At 64.6% G+C, this 18,972-nt stretch carries 13 protein-coding genes; 10 read left to right on the top strand and 3 right to left on the bottom strand.

Translation table 11 applies throughout. The annotated features are described in order from the left end of the window. Window positions 1-353: 353 nt before the first annotated feature. Window positions 354-617, bottom strand: coding sequence for a hypothetical protein (locus tag EOA49_RS11825; protein WP_066999629.1), 264 nt, complete (start codon window positions 615-617; stop codon window positions 354-356). A gap of 142 nt (window positions 618-759) precedes the next feature. Continuing rightward, entirely contained in the window at window positions 760-3,249 is a 2,490-nt protein-coding gene (locus EOA49_RS11830; protein WP_127243163.1) for a mechanosensitive ion channel family protein, read from the bottom strand. 205 nt (window positions 3,250-3,454) lie between these two features. Between EOA49_RS11830 and EOA49_RS11835 the strand changes: the two genes are divergently transcribed. The 5 genes from EOA49_RS11835 (at window position 3,455) to EOA49_RS11855 (ending at window position 10,260) form a co-directional block, all read left to right on the top strand. After that, complete coding sequence (locus EOA49_RS11835) at window positions 3,455-4,714, top strand: sarcosine oxidase subunit beta (protein WP_127239517.1); 1,260 nt, start codon at window positions 3,455-3,457, stop codon at window positions 4,712-4,714. Window positions 4,715-4,726: 12 nt separating this feature from the next. Continuing rightward, entirely contained in the window at window positions 4,727-5,020 is a 294-nt protein-coding gene (locus EOA49_RS11840) for a sarcosine oxidase subunit delta (protein WP_067329272.1), read from the top strand. After that, window positions 5,017-8,010, top strand: a complete 2,994-nt coding sequence (locus EOA49_RS11845; protein WP_127239516.1) for a sarcosine oxidase subunit alpha — start codon at window positions 5,017-5,019, stop codon at window positions 8,008-8,010. The genes EOA49_RS11840 and EOA49_RS11845 overlap by 4 nt, the downstream gene beginning before the upstream one ends. Window positions 8,011-8,032: 22 nt before the next feature. Beyond that, window positions 8,033-8,620: a sarcosine oxidase subunit gamma gene (locus EOA49_RS11850; protein WP_127239524.1), complete on the top strand. Its 588-nt coding sequence runs from the start codon at window positions 8,033-8,035 to the stop codon at window positions 8,618-8,620. A gap of 197 nt (window positions 8,621-8,817) precedes the next feature. Next, on the top strand, window positions 8,818-10,260 hold the full coding sequence (locus EOA49_RS11855) for an MFS transporter (protein WP_127239515.1): 1,443 nt from the start codon (window positions 8,818-8,820) through the stop codon (window positions 10,258-10,260). Window positions 10,261-10,289: 29 nt separating this feature from the next. Here EOA49_RS11855 and EOA49_RS11860 read toward each other — a convergent pair whose 3' ends face one another. Continuing rightward, window positions 10,290-10,994 (bottom strand): nitroreductase, encoded by a 705-nt coding sequence (locus tag EOA49_RS11860; RefSeq protein ID WP_127239514.1) that lies wholly within the window; start codon window positions 10,992-10,994, stop codon window positions 10,290-10,292. Between the two features lie 235 nt (window positions 10,995-11,229). Here EOA49_RS11860 and EOA49_RS11865 point away from each other — a divergent pair, with 235 nt between their 5' ends. The 5 genes from EOA49_RS11865 to EOA49_RS11885 all read left to right on the top strand — a co-directional run bounded on the left by EOA49_RS11865 (window position 11,230) and on the right by EOA49_RS11885 (window position 18,898). Continuing rightward, window positions 11,230-11,817: an XRE family transcriptional regulator gene (locus EOA49_RS11865; protein ID WP_197507521.1), complete on the top strand. Its 588-nt coding sequence runs from the start codon at window positions 11,230-11,232 to the stop codon at window positions 11,815-11,817. Window positions 11,818-11,923: 106 nt separating this feature from the next. Beyond that, window positions 11,924-14,377, top strand: a complete 2,454-nt coding sequence (locus EOA49_RS11870) for an FAD-dependent oxidoreductase (RefSeq protein WP_127215424.1) — start codon at window positions 11,924-11,926, stop codon at window positions 14,375-14,377. Beyond that, window positions 14,374-15,273 (top strand): homocysteine S-methyltransferase family protein, encoded by a 900-nt coding sequence (locus EOA49_RS11875; protein WP_127239513.1) that lies wholly within the window; start codon window positions 14,374-14,376, stop codon window positions 15,271-15,273. The genes EOA49_RS11870 and EOA49_RS11875 overlap by 4 nt, the downstream gene beginning before the upstream one ends. Beyond that, window positions 15,273-16,454: a pyridoxal phosphate-dependent aminotransferase gene (locus EOA49_RS11880; protein WP_127239512.1), complete on the top strand. Its 1,182-nt coding sequence runs from the start codon at window positions 15,273-15,275 to the stop codon at window positions 16,452-16,454. The genes EOA49_RS11875 and EOA49_RS11880 overlap by 1 nt, the downstream gene beginning before the upstream one ends. Continuing rightward, entirely contained in the window at window positions 16,451-18,898 is a 2,448-nt protein-coding gene (locus tag EOA49_RS11885) for an FAD-dependent oxidoreductase (RefSeq protein ID WP_127239511.1), read from the top strand. Before EOA49_RS11880 ends, EOA49_RS11885 begins: the two co-directional genes overlap by 4 nt. Window positions 18,899-18,972 lie beyond the last annotated feature (74 nt).

Below are 18,972 nucleotides of genomic sequence, written 5' to 3' on the forward strand. Positions count from 1 at the left end.
ACGACCTTCGCCTTTTTCGGAAACTCTGCCATGCCCGCGACTCCAAAGTGCTAAAGCGGGCGCGCCGGCGCCCGTTCGAATTGCGCCAGAATATGCAGAGGACGCAGATTGAGCTACCGCCTGTTTGCGACACATCGCGGATGCCGCGCGACCCGGCGCGCCAGCTCGGCTCCACATGCGATTTCGCTCAGGCGAAAACCCCGAAGTCCTAGGCCTGGAAGCCGACCTGGCAGCTGGCAGTCTTGAGCTTAACCACGACGGGAACACTTCCGGCGTTATCGTTAAGCAGCGGCTACCGGAACGATAAAAGGCCGGACAAACGCCCGGCCTTGCCGATCATATTCAAGGAGTTCTTACTTGATCCGCGCGACGCCGCCGGAGATCTCGACCGTTTCCGAACCGGTCAGCGCTTCGAGATCACCATTGGGCAGAGTGACGAAGCAGCCATTCGGGCAGAACTCCACCGTCTCGCCGGCGGCCAGCGCCAGCTCGGTCTTGCCGCCGCCTTCGGTCACGATCAACGTCCGCGTCTGGGCGTCCTTGTTGACCGCGCTGGCGGCAAAAGCCGAACCGCTAAGGGCCAGGAAAGCGACGGCGGCAACGACAGACTTCCACATTGCAATTCCGGTGTTTCCACACCGCCTCTGTTCAATTTCGCAAGGCATTCTCGCCCTTGGCGTGAGAGCTTATATGAGATGTAACGTGAACCGCAACTGAATGCCGCATTCATGCCACAATCGGCTTCGGCGGCCGCCAAAGCTAGTCGGGGTCGGGCTTGCGGCCTCTTCTCTTGGTTTTAGCCAGACGCGCCTGCTCGGCCGCGGCCTCCGCTTCCAGCCGCTCGCGTTCGGCGAATTCGGCCTCGATCTTGTCGTCGTCGATCGGCCATGACTCACGCTTCTTGCTCTCGACCACGGCGCGGGGCGCCGACGGGATCTCGATGTGCTCGTCTTCGAAGATGTCGAAGATCGCGAAACGGATGTCGTTCTGGACGATGCTGCCGTTCAACACGTCGGCCACGAACACGCGGATCTCGAATTCCAGTGCAGCCGGGCCGAAATTGGCAAACAGCACAAAGGGCTCGGGGTTCTTGAGCACCATCGGATGGGCGCGGCAAATACCGAGCAGGACGGCGTGGACGCGCTTGACGTCGCTGCCATAGGCGACGCCCACCTTGATGTCGACGCGGCCAAGCTTGTTGCGGTGCGTCCAGTTGCCGACCGCATTGTTGATGAGGTTCGAGTTCGGCAGGATCACCGACTGGCGCTGGAACGTCTCGATCTCGGTGGCGCGCACGCTTATCTTTCTGACCGTGCCGCTGATGTCGCCGGCGACGATCCAGTCCCCGACCTTGAACGGTCGCTCGGCAAGCAGGATCAGCCCGGAGACGAAGTTCGAGACGACGTTCTGCAAGCCGAAGCCGATACCCAGCGAAAGTGCGCCGGCGACCAGCGCCAGATTGGAAAGATCGATGCCCGCCGCCGATATGCCGACCAGCGCTGCAAGCGCGACGCCGGCATAGCCAACCGCCAGCCGGATCGAATTGCGCACGCCGGTGTCGACCTTGCCGCGCGCCATGACCGAGCCGTCGAGCCAACCCTGGAACCAACGCGTGAGAAAATAGCCGATGGCGAAAACGACGATGCCGGTGAGGATGCCGAGCACCGAGATGGTCACCGACCCGATGGTCACGCCCGTTGCGAGCTTAAAGGCCCAGGTTTCGATATCGCCGGGCTGGAAGCCCCACATCAAGAGGATCAGCGGCAGGAACACCAGCACGATCATCAGGTTGATGGCGATGCTGACCACCAGGCCGAGCTGGTCGAGCGCGGTGTCCTCATAGCTGGAATTGGCTGACAGCCAGCGCCCGACCGAAGTGTCGGCGAAGCCGCCCTCCTCGCCGATCGCCCGCGCCGACAGGAAGCCGATATAGGCGGTGATCAGCGTGGTGCCGGTGACGACGACCTGAATAGAGACGAAAAGCGCAAGACCGATATAGCCGAGCAGTGCCGCGGCGATTGTGGAGACGCCGAGCCCGATGGCAATGAAGCGAAGCCAAGCCGGCCACGGACGCCACGAGCCGTCCTTCGCCCTGAAAGGCTTCAGCACACCCATCAGGATCAGGATGACGCCCACGATGACGGTGGCAACGAAGCTCCTGGCGATCGTCAGCGACAGCGGCGAGCCCATCTTCTCGTTGACGACGGACAGGAAGTAGTTGAAGCCGAGGACCACGGCCATGGCGGTGGCCAGCCGCACCAGCCAACGCGCCGGTCCGGTTGCGACTGGAATAAGCCGCCAGTTCGGCAGCCGCGGCTCTAGGGCGGCATTGGTCAGCCGGTTGACGCAGAACGCCACCGCGACGACCGAGAGCAGCGCGTTGAGGAATTCGCCGATGTCGCCGCGCAGGACGTTGTAATAGTTGAAGAAGAACACGGTCGAGGCGAGGAACGCGCCGAGCGCCACGGTCGGCAGCAGCGTCGACCAGAACGCCACCGAAAGCCGGCTCAGGTACGACGGCTCTTCGACCGAAGCATCGGCCTCGAAGATGCGGCCGAAGAGACGCCTGCCCCCGATCAGCAGCACGGCCGCCAGCGCCAGCGCCATCAGCGTCGCCGCAAGCATCGCCTGGAACTTGAACTTCAATGCGAAGGTGAGCCAGGACGCCACCGCCTTGTAGAGGCCGGTGAACTGGTCGTGCGCGTCGGAAAAGGCCTGCGGGCTCAGCGCATCGCTCAACTCGTAGCGTTTCGTCAGAACGCTGCGGAAAAGCTGACTGCGTAGCGTGGCGATCCTGTCGACCAGCCCGCTGATGCGGATGGACAGGTTCTGCGCGCCGGCGACCACGGCGTTGATCTCGGCCTTCTCGGCCGTAAGCGCCGCGCGCTCGTTGGCGACGATCGCCGGCTCCGGCGGCTGCCCCTGGGCCGGCGGCGGCCCCAATACCTGGATGCGCGCATTGATGTCGTTGAGGCGCGATCGGAACGCGAGCGCGCTGTTCAGCGCTGCCCGTGAAATATCCTCGAGCTGCAAGCGGATATCGACAAGGCCGGCATCGTCCTGGTCTGGGGCGCTTAACTTCTTCTCCAGTCCGTCGGTCTTGGCCGTCAGATCCTGGATGGCCTTGGTCTGGTCGGCGATGAGCTGCGTGGAGCCCTGGCCGATCGCCTGCGCCATCGCGCCGGGCGAGGGCTGCGCCGCGACGGCGACAATGGCGATCAGGATCAGGCGGAGCAGTCGGAAAATCATGACGTGACGGGCGACTCACGGCCGAAAAATCTTCGAAAATCCTGCCCTTGATAAAGACCGGCCTATCAGGCGGCAAGACGTCTCCATCCGCGGGCCTCGGCGCGGATCGAAGTCGGCCTGTCGAAAAGCGATGGCGCAATCTTGGCTTTGCGCTTCTCGCCTGCTCTATAGTCTGCCGGCTCGCACCAAAAGGACGACAGGAAGAATGGCGGAATACTCAGCCTTTTCGCTGCTCAAGAACGCGCTCAACGGCAACCAGGACTGGAAACCGGCCTGGCGCAAGCCGGACCCCAAGGCGTCCTATGATGTGATCGTCATCGGTGGCGGCGGCCATGGGCTCTCGACCGCCTATTACCTCGCCAAGGAGCACGGCATCACCAATGTCGCGGTGCTGGAAAAAGGCTGGCTGGGCTCGGGCAATGTCGGGCGCAACACCACGGCGGTGCGCTCCAACTATCTTTTGCCGCAGAACACCCGCTTCTACGAACATTCGATGAAGCTGTGGGAGAACCTGTCGCATGACCTCAACTACAACGTCATGTTCTCCCAGCGGGGCTGCCTGAACCTCGCGCACACGCCGGCTCAGCTCGACGACTACGCAAGGCGCGGCAATGCCATGCGTCATCTCGGCGTCGACGCCGAACTGATGAGCGTCAAAGAGATCAAGCGCCTTGTTCCGGCCCTGGACGTTTCGGGCTCGGCGCGATTTCCAATCCTTGGCGGGCTGATGCAGCCGCGTGCCGGAACCGCGCGCCACGACGCCGTCGCCTGGGGCTATGCGCGCGGCGCCGACCGGCGCGGCGTCGACGTCATCGAGAATTGCGAGGTCACCGGCTTCCTGCGCGACGGCGACCGCATCACCGGTGTGACGACGACGCGCGGCGATATCCGCGCCAAGAAGGTGGCGCTTGCGGTGGCCGGCAGCACTGGCCAAGTCATGCAGCTTGCCGGCATTTCGCATATGCCGATCGAAAGCCACGTTCTGCAGGCCTTCGTCTCGGAACCGCTGAAGCCGATCATCGGCACCGTTCTCACCTTCGGCATGGGCCACTTCTACATCTCGCAATCCGACAAGGGCGGCCTCGTCTATGGCGGGGACCTCGACGGCTACAACAGCTATGCCCAGCGCGGCAGCCTGCCCGTCGTCGACGAGGTGATGAGCGAGATGCTGGCACTCTTCCCGGGCCTGGCGCGGGTGCGCATGCTGCGCTCCTGGGGCGGGCTTTGTGACATGACGATGGACGGTTCGCCGATCATCACCACCGGCCCGCTGCCCGGCATGTATCTCAATTGCGGCTGGTGTTATGGCGGCTTCAAGGCAACGCCAGCCTCAGGATGGTGCTTTGCCTGGACCATCGCCAAGGACGAGCCGCACGAGTTCAACGCGCCCTTCACGCTCGACCGTTTCTATCGCGGCCTCATCATCGACGACAAAGGCCAGGGCGCGACGCCGCGGCTGCATTAGGTTTCGAATCATATGCTGATCACTTGTCCCTATTGCGGCCCGCGCGATGTCATTGAGTTCACCTACCAGGGCGACGGCAACCGCGAGCGGCCGCAGCCTGCCTCGCAGGATCTCGACGCCTGGAATGCCTATGTCTACGACCGGCTGAACCCGGCCGGCGACCACAATGAGATCTGGCAGCATTCCGGCGGCTGCCGCGCGCATCTGCGGGTGGTGCGAAACACCTTAACCCATGAAATCTTGAGCACTGCCTTTGCCCGTGGCGGACACAAGTCCGCGGGCCACAAAGCGGGAGGCCACCAGTGAGCCCTCGCCGCACAGAAACCGGCGGCCGCATCGACCGGCTGCGCACCATCCGCTTCACCTTCGACGGCGCGCGCTATACCGGACACGCCGGCGACACGCTCGCTTCGGCGCTGCTCGCCAATGGCGTGACGCTGTTCGGCCGTTCGTTCAAATACCATCGCCCGCGCGGCCTGCTCGCCGCCGGCGTCGAGGAACCGAACGCTCTGGTGACGGTGCTGCGCGGCGAGGTGCGCGAGCCCAACATTCCCGTCACCATGGTCGAGATCTATGACGGGCTGGTCGCGGTCAGCCAGAACCGCTCCCCCTCGCTCGCCTGGGATATCGGCGCGCTCAACCAGCTCGGCGGCAAGCTCCTGTCGGCCGGCTTCTATTACAAGACCTTCATGGGACCGGTGATCGGTCCGTTGAAAGGCACGCGCTTCTGGATGTTCTGCGAGCATTTCATCCGCCGCGCCGCCGGCCTCGGCAGAGCCGGCACCGCGCCCGATACCTCGCGCTACGAGCGCATGAACGCCTTCTGCGACGTGCTGGTCGTCGGTTCCGGCCCGGCCGGGCTGATGGCGGCGAAGGCCGCGGCCGACCAGGGCGCCCGCGTGATCCTGGCCGAGCTCGAAGCAAAGTTCGGCGGCTCCGCCAACTGGTCGGGCGAAACCATCGACGGGGCGTCGGCAGCCGACTGGGCGGCGCGCATCGTCGGCCAGCTCGAAGGCAATGACAATGTCCGCCTTCTGCCGCGCACGACGGTGTGGGGCTATTACGACGGCAACACGCTGGCCGCGCTCGAACGGGTGACGGACCACAAGGAAGTTCCGGCCAAGGGCGAGCCGCGCCAGCGCTACTGGGCGATCCGCGCCAAAACGGTGGTTCTCGCCACCGGCTCCTTCGAGCGTCCGCTGGTATTCCCCGGCAACGATCGTCCGGGCGTCATGCTGGCGCATGCGGCCGAACGCTACGCCAATGAATATGGCGTGCTGCCCGGTGAACGCATCGCACTGTTCACCAACAATGACAGCGCCTATCGTTCCGCCGTTGCACTGAAGAAGGCCGGGGCCGCCGTCGTCGCCATCGTCGATGTCCGCAGCGACGTGTCGAACGAGATGAGCAGGCTGGCGAGCCAGGCCGAAGCAGAGCTGCTTGCCGGCCATGCCGTGGTTGCGACCGAAGGCGGCAAGGCGCTCACCGGTCTCAAGGTGCGGCGCTTCGAATTGATGAACGGCGCGCTGAGCGGCGATGAGCGCAGCATCCATGCCGACTGCCTGTTGATGTCGGGCGGCTGGTCACCGACGATCCATCTCGCCAGCCAGGCTGGAGCCAGGGCCATATGGAACCCTGCCAGGCAGGCCTTCCTGCCGCCGCAGCCGACGCAGCGCTGGATCGGCGCCGGCGCCTTCACCGGCAGTTTCACGACCGCGGAAGCCATTGCCGAAGGCCGCGCGGCTGGCCTTCAGGCCGCCGGCGGAAGCGCGTCCTCCGCTCCGCTACTCGTCGTGGAGGCCGTCCCCGGCGAACCGGATCCGGCACCGGTCTTCGAGATCAAGGCCAAGGGCAAAAGCTTCGTCGATTTCCAGCACGACGTGACCGCCGAGGATGTGCGGCTCGCGCACCGCGAGGGCTTCGTCTCGGTCGAGCATCTGAAGCGCTACACCACGCTCGGCATGGCGACCGACCAGGGCAAAAACTCCAACGTGCCGGGCCTCGCCATCATGGCCGAGGCGCTGGGCAAGCCGATCCCCGAAGTCGGTACGACGCGGTTCCGGCCGCCCTACACGGCCGTGTCGATCGGCTCGCTGGCGGCCGAGCGCTTCGGCGACCTGAAGCCCGAGCGGCTGACGCCGATGCACGACTGGCACATCGACAACGGCGCGACCATGTATGCGGCCGGTCTCTGGTACCGCCCGATGATCTACGGTCTCGCCGGCGAGACGGTCGAGCAGGCCTATGTCCGCGAGGCCGCGGCAACGCGTGAGAGCGCCGGCATCGTCGATGTCTCGACGCTTGGGAAGATCGCCGTTCAGGGCCCGGATGCGGCGGAATTCCTCGACCGCGTTTACACGAACATGTTTTCCACCCTCGCGGTCGGCAAGGCCCGCTACGGTCTGATGCTGCGCGAGGATGGGCTTGCCTTCGACGACGGCACCACATGGCGGCTTGGCGAACAGGATTTCCTGATGACCACCACCACCGCCAATGCCGGCAAGGTGATGCAGCATCTGGAGTATTTCCTCGACGTGATCTGGCCGGAACTGAAGGTCACCGTCACCTCCGTCACCGACGAGTGGGCGGGGGCCGCGATCGGCGGACCGAAAGCCAGGGCGATCCTCGCTGCCTGCGTGAAGGGCACGGCCGTCGACAACGCCGCGCTTCCCTTCATGGGCATTGTGCACGGTGAGATCGCCGGCGTGCCGGTGATGATCTGCCGCCTCTCCTTCTCCGGCGAGATGGCTTTCGAGGTCTATTCCGGCGCCGGCTATGGAACGCGCGTTTGGGAGGCTCTCATCGAGGCCGGCAAGCCTTTCGGCCTGGTCGCCTACGGGCTCGAGGCGCTTGGCACCATGCGCATCGAGAAGGGCCACGTCACCGGCGCGGAGATCGACGGCCGCACCACGGCGCGCGACCTGCATCTCGACTGGATGCTGTCGAAGAAGAAGCCCTTCATCGGTTCCGCCATGATGGATCGCGAAGGCCTGATCGCCCCGGACCGGCTGGAACTGGTCGGCTTGATCGCTCTCGACAACCGCGCGCTCAACGGTGGCGGACACATCGTCGAGGAACTCGACGAAGCGAACCCGCACGATTCGATCGGCCATATCACCGCCTGCTGCTATTCGCCGGCGCTCGGCAAATACATAGCGCTTGCGCTGGTCAAAGGCGGCAAGGCGCGCCACGGCACGCGCGCCTTCGTCTCCGATCCGCTGCGCAACCGGTTCGGGCCGGTCGAGATCGTCTCCAACCATTTCTATGATCCGGACGGGAGCCGCATGCATGGTTGAACGACAACTTCCCGAGCGGCAATTGCCTGAGCGCCTGTCGCCGCTTGAACCGGTCTATCATCCAGGCTCGCACGGCAATTTCGAGCATGGCGTTGACGTCATCCTGTCCGAAACGCGGCCGGGCTCGATCCTGCAGCTCGCAGCATGGCCGGGCGAGGAGAAGCGGCTGATGTCCGGCATATACAAGGTGACAGGCCTTGCCCTGCCGGATGGAGCCGGCGGCGGCGTCGTCAACGGCGCGAAAGCCGCGTTCGGATTCGCGCCGGGCAAATTCACCGTGGTTGACGAGGCCGAGGGCCTGGCTTCCGCGTTCACCGGCCTGATCACGCCGTCCATCGGCACGATTACCGATCTCTCGCATGGCCGCACCGCGATTCGCATCGCCGGGCCGAAAGCGGAGTGGGTGATGGCGAAATTCTTCGCTATCGACTTCGCCTTGCCGGCCTTCCCGCTCGGCGCCGGCCGCTCGACCAACCACCACGATGTCTTTGCACAGATCCAGCGCACCGGTGGCGACCAATTCGACATCTATGTGTTCCGCTCCTTCGCGCGCTCCTTTTGGAAGTCCTTGTGCCACGCGAGCGAGGAAGTCGGCTACGAGGTGCACTAAGCGCAATTCCAGGAAACTGCGCGGCGGTTTTCCGTGCCGAATTTGCCTCTGAGCAGGCAGCACTCGGGGATTGGTTCAGCCGGCGCGTGGCACTATCGACGGCCACAACTGCCGCTTGAGCCTTGGGCCAGCGAAGACGATAGATAAGGAACGCGGCTCTCGGAGCCCTCAGCCAACCGGTTCGACAACATCCTTCCATGACCGCAGAGACTACGGCGACAGCCACGACCCGCTTTGCTCCGGCGGGTGACCCGTCGCTGCTGTTGCCGGCGACCGTCGCCTGCGGCGTGTTCATGACCAGCCTCGACCAGAATGTCATTGTGACCGCGCTGCCCGGCATCGGCGAAAGCCTGGGCCGCCCGCCGAGCCAGCTCGGGCTTTTGATCACCGTCTATGTCGCGAGCCTCATCGTCACGATGCCGCTCGGCGGCTGGCTGGCCGACCGCTTCGGCCTGCGCAACGTCTATTGCTTTGCGCTGCTGGTCTTCGCCAGCGCCTCGGCCCTCTGCGGCCTGTCGGAAAACATCTGGATGCTGGTCGGCTCGCGCGCGCTGCAGGGCTTCGGCGGTGCGCTGATGGGCACCCTCGGCCAGGTCGTAATCCTGTCGAGCTTTCCGCGCGACCGCACGCTCAGGATCAACATGTATATTTCGCTCGCCGGCCAGTCCGGCCCGCTGGTCGGGCCCCTCGTCGGTGGCGCGCTGACCACTTACGTCTCGTGGCGGTGGATCTTCTACATCAACATACCGATCGCGCTGACGGCCGCGTTGCTCGCGGCCTCGCTGTTCCCCACGACCACCAAGTCGGTCCGCACGCCCTTCGATTTTCCCGGCTTCCTGCTAGTCGGCGGCGGCATGGCGCTGCTCGTCTTCGGCATGGATTCGCTTGCCGCGAAGGACGCCGCCGCCAGCATCATCGGCGTCGAGCTTGGCCTGGCAATCGCCATCCTCACCGTCGCCGCCTTCTATTGTCTGCGGGCCCGAAACCCTTTGCTCGACCTCAATCTGCTGCGTATCCGCACCTTCCGCATCAGCTTTCTGACCGGCGGCGGGCTCGACACGATAGGGCTAAGCTCCGTTGTCTTCCTGCTGCCGCTGATGTTCCAGCTCGGCTTCGGCATGAGCGCGGTGCAGGCCGGATCGCTGACCTTCGTCGCGGCGATCGGCTCGCTGCTGATGCGCTTCTTCATGCCGCGCATCTTGAACCGCTTCGGCTTCAAGCGGGTTCTGATCGTCAACACGCCGATCGCCGCCCTGCTGGTCGCCGGTTTTGCCTTGATGCAGGAAAGCACGCCTACCTGGATCGTGCTTGCCTACATCTTCGCCTTCGGCCTTTTCCGTTCGGTGCAGTGGGCCTCGACCGGCAACCTCGCCTACTCGGACATCGCGCCCGAGCAGCTCTCGCGCTTCAGCGCCCTGTACTACATCCTTTGGCAGCTGGCGGTGGCGATCAGCGTCGGTCTGGCCGCTGCGATGCTCTCGCTGCTCGCCGGCGGTGGCCAGGCGAGCGTCAACGACTACCGGCTCCTGTTCGTTGTCGAAGGCTTGATCACGCTTTGCGCGCTGCTCGCCTATTTCAGGCTCACCCCGCAGGACGGTGCCCATGTCAGCGGCCATGGCGGGCATATCAGCACGGATTAGCCTATCGGGCTGCGATCCGCGCCGGAGAGCTACTTCGCGAACGTCACCCAGTCTTCGAGCGGCGCGCGGTCGGTGCGGAATTCGTTCTCGGGCTTGGACGTGTCCTCATAGCCAAGCGCCATACCGCAGACCACGATCTCCTCGTCTGGTATGTCGAGCACCGGGCGGATCTGCCGGTGATAGGGCGCGAAAGCCGCCTGCGGGCAGGTATGCAGGCCCCTGCCCCGTGCCGCGACCATGATGTTCTGCAGAAACATGCCGTAGTCGATCCACGAGCCCTTGTTGAGCCGCCGGTCGACCGTGAAGATCAGGCCGACGGGCGCGTCGAAGAAGACGAAGTTGCGGTCGTGCTGCGCCCGCATCCTGTCGACTTCGCGCCGGCCGATGCCGATCGCGCCGTAGAGGCCGAAACCGTTGGCGCGACGCCGGCTGAGATAGGGCTCGAAGAACTGGTCGGGATAGTAACGGTACTCGTCCCATTCGGCCTTTTCGGCGCGGATGCCCGAATTGAGGATGGCCTCGCTGATGCGCTGCTTCACCTCGCCCTTGGTCACATAGACGCGCCAGGGCTGCATGTTGGTCCCCGAGGGTGCCCTTGCCGCGACCGTCAGGATGGCGCGGATTGTGCTGTCGTCGACCATGTCGGGCAAAAACGCGCGTACCGACCGGCGCGACATGATTGCCTCATCGACGATCGCTGCGTCGAGCGCGCTCCGGTTATTCTTCTCCAGCATGGGCCGTCCCTTCACGCATGGCTGGACCCGGCAACCCGATTCCCGCAACGACCATAGGCAGACACAAATAACTAACTGGTCCTCGACCGGACGCCCCACTCGCGATTCGATGGCGAGGCTTTGCATCAACCGCCAAAATGGCGCAAGCAAATCTTGCGTTGCATGAAAATTCACTTGATTTTTTCATGCACTTGCTTTCTCATGAAATTTGAGCAGATTTTTTCACGAGGAGCGGGTGACCTCGACCGCCATCAGATCGGAGCAGGACAATGGCGAGCGGCTGCTGGCCGGCGACATTCGTGCGCTGCGCAAGGCCCGCGGGTTGACGCTTGCCGAGATTGCTCTGAAGCTCGACCGCTCAGTAGGCTGGGTCAGCCAGGTCGAGCGCGGCTTGTCGATCCCTTCGCTTGGTGACCTGCGGGCCTTCGCCGAACTCTTCGGCGTGCCGCTCAGCCTGTTCTTCAGCCATGACGTGCCTGCCGAAGAGGAGCGCGGCGTGGTTGTGCGCGCCGGCAGCCGCCGCTCGCTTGGCACAAGCGAATCGGGCCTCGTGGAGGAGCTTCTGTCGCCCGATCTTGGCGGTAGCTTCGAGATGCTGCGCTCGGTCTTCGCGCCGGGCGCGGAATTGAAGACCGAAGCGCGCCGCCCGACCGAGGAAGCGGGCTACGTCGCGTCGGGCACTTTCGAGCTCGAGATCGGCGGCGTCTGGCATCGGCTCAGCGAAGGCGACTCGTTCCGCTTCGAAGGCATGCCGTTCCGCTGGCGCAATCCTGGCGCCGACCCGGCGGTCGTCATCTGGGTGGTTTCGCCACCGGTGTACTGAACCAATGCATGCCGCCCAAAACTGTGCCGCGGTTTTTGGGACAAGGCCTGCATGAAACAAAGAATCAAAAGCGCGTCCTGACGCGCTTTTGACGTTGGAGGAGAACATGGCCGGTTTGCCGACCACGGCACGCGTGGTGATCATCGGAGGCGGTGTCGTTGGCGCCTCCTCACTTTACCACCTTTGCAAGGCGGGCTGGACCGACTGCGTGCTCTTGGAAAAGAACGAGCTGACCTCCGGCTCGACTTGGCACGCGGCCGGCAACGTGCCGACCTTCTCGTCGTCCTGGTCGCTGATGAACATGCAGCGCTATTCTACCGAGCTCTACCGGGGCCTCGCCGACGCGGTCGACTATCCGATGAACTACCATGTCACCGGCTCGTTGCGGCTCGCCCACACCAAGGAGCGCATGCAGGAGTTCCAGCGCGCCAAAGGCATGGGCCGCTATCAAGGCATGGACATCGACCTCGTCGGCCTCGACGAGATCAAGCGCCGTTACCCCTTCATCGAGACGCATGAGCTGAAAGGCGCGCTCTACGACCCGAGCGACGGCGACATCGATCCCGCGCAATTGACGCAGGCGCTTGCCAAGGGTGCGCGCGACATGGGCGCGAAAATCATCCGCTTCTGCCCGGTCACCGGCGTTCGCCGCGAAAACGGCGAATGGGTGGTGGCGACGCCGCAGGGCGAGATCCGCTGCGAGATCGTGATCAATGCCGCCGGCTATCGCGCCGCCGAAGTTGGAAAAATGTTCGGCCGCGAAGTGCCGATGATGGTGATGAGCCATCAATATATCCTGTTCGAGGAAATCCCCGAGCTGGCCGCATGGACCAAGGAACAGGGCAAGAAATTGCCGTTGCTGCGCGACGTCGACACCTCCTACTACCTGCGCCAGGAAAAGACCGGCATGAATCTCGGTCCCTATGAGCGCAATTGCCGCGCGCATTGGGTCGGCCACAACGATCCGATGCCGGAGGATTTTTCCTTCCAGCTTTTCCCGGACGATCTCGACCGTCTCGAGCATTACCTTGCCGACGCCGTTGCCCGTGTGCCGATCCTCGGCACCGCAGGCCTTTCCAAGGTGATCAACGGGCCGATACCTTACGCGCCGGATGGCAATCCGCTGATCGGTCCGATGCCCGGCGTGCCGAATGCTTTCGAGGCCTGCGTCTTCACCTTCGGCATTGCGCAAGGTGGCGGCGCCGGCAAGGTGCTGGCCGAATGGGTGACCGAGGGCCAGACCGAATGGGACATGTGGTCCTGCGATCCGCGCCGCTTCACCGCCTTTGCTTCGGCACCCGACTATTGCGTTGCCAAGGGCATGGAGATCTACGGCAACGAATACGCCATCCAGTTCCCGCGCCACGCCTGGCCGGCCGGCCGCGACCGCAAGCACTCGCCGCTGCATGAGCGCGTCAAAGCGCGGGGTGGCCAGTTCGACGCTTATAACGGCTGGGAGCGCGCCACCTGGTACGCGCAACCGGGCGACGACATTTCGGAAGAATCAACGCTGACTTTCCGCCGCGACGGGCCATGGCAGCAGCGCGTTCGCGAGGAATGCCTGGCTGTGCGCGACGCAGCCGGCATCCTCGACCTGCCCGGCTTCTCGCGTTTCAACCTCGAAGGTCCGGGCGCCGCCGAATGGCTGGCCCTGCAGGTCACCGGCCTCGTGCCGAAGCCCGGCCGCATCGGCCTGGTTTATTTCGCGGACGATAAGGGCCGCATCGTTACCGAAATGTCGGTCGTGCGCCATGGCGAGGACCAGATGACGCTAATCACCGCGGCCGTCGCGCAGTGGCACGACTTCGAATGGTTGAAGTCGCGCATGCCGGCCGATGCGGCCTTCAGGCTGACCGATCGCACGGAGGAATACTCAACCCAGATTCTCGCCGGCCCGAACTCGCGCGCTATTCTTGCTGACGTCTGCGACGCCGATCTTTCCCTGCCTTGGCTGACGCATCAGGAGACGACCATCGCCGGCCGCTGGGCGAAGCTGGTGCGCGTCTCCTTCGCCGGCGAGCTCGGTTGGGAGATCCACACCAAGGTCGCGGACACGGCTACCGTCTTCGACGCGGTCTGGGCCGCCGGCCAGAGGCATGGCCTAAAGCCCTTCGGCATGTACGCGCTGGATTCGCTTCGGCTGGAAAAAGGCTACCGCGCCTGGAAAGGCGACCTCTCGACCGACTATTCGATCCTGCAGGGCGGGCTCGAACGCTTCGTCAAATGGGACAAGCCCGACTTCCGCGGCAAGGCGGCGCTGCTCAACGAAAGGCAGCAGGGCGTGAAGAAGCGCTTCGTCACGCTGGTCGTAGAAAGCCCCAGCGATTGCGACGCGCCCTATATGTCGACGCTCTGGCATGACGGCAAGATTGTCGGCGAGACGACGTCGGGCGGCTGGGGCCATCGCGTCGATAAGTCGATCGCGCTCGGCATGCTGCGTTCCGACCTGACCGAGCCCGGCACGGCGGTCGAGGTCGAAATCTTCGGCGACCGTTTCAAGGCGGTGGTGCAGAAGGACGAGCCTTTGTGGGATCCGAAGAACGAAAGGTTGAGAGCATGACATCCGTCATTCTTACCGATGGCGGCATGGGCCAGGAGTTGGTCCGTCGCAGTCAGTCCGAACCGACGCCTTTGTGGTCGGCCAGAGTGCTGATCGACGAACCGGAACTGGTGCGCGACCTGCATGCGGAATTCATCCGTGCCGGCGCTCGCGTCATCACCATCAACACCTATTCGGCCACGCCCGAGCGCCTGGCGCGCGAGGGCGCGGAAGAGCTGTTTAAGCCTCTGCAGAAGCGCGGCATCGAGCTCGCCCGGCAGGCGCGCGACGAAGCGGGTGAAGCCGCCATCGCCGGCTGCCTCTCGCCTCTGTTCGGCAGCTACGCGCCGGCGCTGACCATCTCCTTCGAGGACACGCTCGCCATTTACCGCCGCATCGTCGCCGAACAGGCAGAAGGCGTCGATTTGTTCCTGTGCGAGACCATGGCTTCCGCCGACGAGGCTCGCGCGGCGGTCACCGCGGCATGCGAGAGCGGCAAGCCGGTCTGGGTATCCTGGACTCTCGCCGACCACGGCACGCCCCGCCTGCGCAGCGGCGAGAGCATTGCCGCCGCGGCTAGCGCCCTCGGCGATCTGCCGGTGGCGGCACGGCTGCTCAACTGCTGCCGGCCCGAAGCCATTGCCGCCGCATTGCCGGAACTGCTGGCCCTCGGCGGTCCGGTTGGCGCCTATGCCAATGGCTTCACCTCGGTCGAGGCGCTCAAGCATGGCGGCACGGTCGACGTGCTGCACGCGCGCCATGATCTCGATCCGCACGCCTATGCCGACCAGGCGATGGGCTGGGTCGAGACTGGCGCCAGCATTGTAGGCGGCTGTTGCGAAGTCGGGCCGGCTCACATCGCTGCGCTACGCGACCAGCTCATTGAGGCCGGCCATCACATCTCAGGAGTAGCCTGATGCCAAAACCATCAAAGCGCATTACCGGCATCGTGCCATCGGGCAAGGATGGCTGGGAAGTCCACTTCGCCGCCTGGACCCGCAGGGCAGCCGGCGAGGACATCATCGTGCTCTCGGTCGGCGACCATGATTTCGACACGCCGCCGCAAACGATCGAGGCCTGCGTCAACGCCGTCCGCGGCAGCAACCACCACTACACGCCGCTTTCCGGGCTGCCGCGCCTGCGCAAGGCGATGGCAGCGGCCTCCTCCGCCTGCACTGGGGTCCTGACGGAACCCGACGAGGTCATCGCCACGGCCGGCGGTCAGGGCGCGCTCTACGCCGCCGTGCAGGGCGTGCTCGACCCCGGCGATCACGCCATCGTCGTCGCGCCTTATTATGCCACCTACCCCAACACCTTCAGCGCCGCCGGCGCCAGCTTTACCGTAGTCGAGACGCCCGCCGAGGACGGCTTTCAGCCGCGCGCCGACAGGATCCGCGCGGCGCTCAGGCCCAACACGCGCGCGATCCTGATCAACACCCCGAACAACCCGACAGGCGCAGTCTATTCGCGCGAACGGCTCGAGCAATTGGCCGAAATCTGCAAGGAGCACGATCTCTGGTTGCTGTCCGACGAGGTCTACTGGACGCTCGGCGGCGGCGAGCACATCTCGCCGCGCTCGCTGCCCGGCATGTCCGAGCGCACGCTGGTCATCAATTCCATGTCGAAAAGCCACGGCATGACCGGCTGGCGCATGGGCTGGCTCACCGGCCCGAAGGCGATGATCGCGCTGATGACCGATCTCAACCTGGTGACCACCTACGGCCTGCCGGCCTTCATCTCGATCGCTTGCGCCGAGGCGCTTGAAAACCACTACGGCGTGGACGAAATAGCCGAGCGTTACGCCGGGCGCCGCGCCGTGTTCCTCGACGCCATTCGCGGCGCAAATGAAGTCACCGTGCGCGGCTCCGAAGGCGGCATGTATGTCATGCTCGACATATCGGCCATCGAGCCCGACGACGAGAAATTCGCCTGGGCGCTGCTCGACAAGGAGAAGATCGGCGTCATGCCCGGCTCGAGCTTCGGCGAGGCCGCCGCCGGTCACATCCGCGTCAGCCTCTGCCAGCCTGAACCTGTCCTTCAGGAAGCAGCGCTTCGCGTGCGCCGCTTCGCTTCCGACTACCGCCGCGAGGCTGCATGACCAAAACCATTCCAACCAAAGCTCGCGCGGTCATTATCGGCGGCGGCGTCTCCGGCTGCTCGGTCGCCTATCATCTGGCCAAGCTCGGCTGGAACGACATCGTGCTGCTTGAGCGCAAGCAGCTCACCTGCGGCACGACCTGGCACGCCGCCGGCCTGATCGGCCAGTTGCGCGCCTCGCAGAACATGACCCGGCTGGCGAAATACTCGGCCGACCTCTACGTCAAGCTCGAGGCGGAGACCGACGTCGGCACCGGCATGCGCCAGGTCGGCTCGATCACCGTGGCGCTGACCGAGGAACGCAAGCATGAAATTTATAGGCAGGCTTCGCTAGCCCGCGCCTTCGATGTCGACGTGCGCGAGATTTCGCCAACCGAAGTCAAGGAGCTGTACCCGCATCTCAACGTCTCCGATGTGGTCGGCGCGGTGCATTTGCCTCTCGACGGCCAGTGCGACCCCGCCAATATCGCCATGGCGCTGGCCAAGGGCGCGCGGCAACGCGGAGCGACGGTTATCGAAAACGTGAAGGTCACCAAGGTCCACACCAGGAACGGCGGCGTCTCCGGTGTCTCCTGGGCTCAGGGCGAGGACCAGGGCACGATCGAGACCGACATCGTCGTCAACTGCGCCGGTATGTGGGCGCGCGAGCTCGGCCGGCAGAACGGCGTCACCATCCCGCTGCACGCGTGCGAGCATTTCTATCTCGTCACCCAGCCCATCCCCGGCCTCACCCGCCTGCCGGTGCTGCGCGTGCCGGACGAGTGCGCCTACTACAAGGAAGACGCCGGCAAGATGATGCTCGGCGCCTTCGAGCCGGTGGCGAAACCCTGGGGCATGGACGGCATTCGCGAGGATTTCTGCTTCGACCAGCTGCCCGAGGACATGGACCATTTCGAGCCGATCCTCGAAATGGGCGTCAATCGTATGCCGATGCTGGGCACCGCCGGCATCCACACCTTCTTCAACGGCCCCGAGAGTTTTACTCCCGACGACCGCTACTATCTCGGCGAGGCGCCGGAACTCTCCGGCTACTGGATGGCGACCGGCTACAATTCGATCGGCATCGTTTCCTCCGGCGGGGCCGGCATGGCCCTGGCGCAGTGGATCAATGACGGCGAGGCGCCTTTCGACCTCTGGGAGGTCGACATCCGCCGGGCCCAGCCCTTCCAGAAGAACCGTCGCTACCTCAAGGAACGCGTCTCCGAAACGCTCGGCCTGCTCTACGCCGATCATTTCCCCTACCGCCAGATGGCGACCTCGCGCGGCGTGCGCCGCTCGCCTCTGCACGAGCATTTGAAGGCCCGTGGCGCCGTCTTCGGCGAAGTCGCCGGATGGGAGCGCGCCAACTGGTTTGCCCGCGAAGGACAGGAGCGCGAATACCGCTATTCCTGGGAGCGGCAGAACTGGTTCGACAACCAGCGCGAGGAACACCTCGCCGTGCGCAACGGCGTCGGCCTGTTCGACATGACCTCGTTCGGCAAGATCCGCGTTGAAGGCCGCGACGCTTGTGCCTTCCTGCAGCGGCTCTGCGCCAACGACATGGACGTGGAACCGGGCAAGATCGTCTACACGCAGATGCTCAACGCCAAAGGCGGCATCGAGAGCGACCTCACCGTGACGCGGCTGTCCGAGACCGCCTATTTCCTCGTCGTGCCGGGCGCCACCTTGCAGCGTGACCTCGCCTGGCTGAGGCGGCACGTCGCCGACGAATTCGTCGTGATTACCGATGTAACCGCTGCCGAAGCGGTCATCTGCCTGATGGGCCCCGATTCGCGGAAACTGATCCAGAAGGTGAGCCCCAACGATTTTTCCAACCAGGCCAATCCGTTCGGCACCTTCCAGGAGATCGAGATCGGCATGGGGTTGGCCCGTGCCCATCGCGTTACCTATGTCGGCGAGCTCGGCTGGGAACTCTATGTCTCGACCGATCAGGCCGCCCATGTCTTCGAGGCGATCATTGAAGCCGGCGCCGATGTCGGGCTGAAGCTCTGCGGCCTGCATACTCTGGATTCCTGCCGCATCGAAAAGGCCTTCCGCCATTTCGGCCACGACATCACCGACGAGGACCATGTGCTGGAGGCAGGCCTTGGCTTCGCGGTGAGAACGGCCAAGAGCGACTTCATCGGCCGTGACGCGGTGCTCAGGAAGAAGGAAGCCGGGTTGAGCCGCAGGCTGGTGCAGTTCCGCCTCAAGGACCCGCAGCCGCTGTTATTCCACAACGAGGCGATCCTGCGCGACGGCATGATCGTCGGGCCGATCACCTCGGGCAATTACGGCCATCATCTCGGCGGCGCGATCGGGCTCGGCTATGTGCCCTGCAAGGGCGAGAGCGAGGCGGATGTGCTGGGCTCATCCTACGAGGTCGAGATCGCCGGCGAACGCTTCGCCGCGGAAGCATCGTTGAGGCCGATGTACGACGCGAAGGCTGAACGGGTGCGGATGTAGCGCAGCGTTCCCTTCTCCCCGTTCAACGGGGAGAAGGTGCCCGAAGGGCGGATGAGGGGCAGCGCCACACCTTT

The organism is Mesorhizobium sp. M1A.F.Ca.IN.020.04.1.1 (assembly GCF_003997315.1).
Lineage (GTDB): Bacteria > Pseudomonadota > Alphaproteobacteria > Rhizobiales > Rhizobiaceae > Mesorhizobium.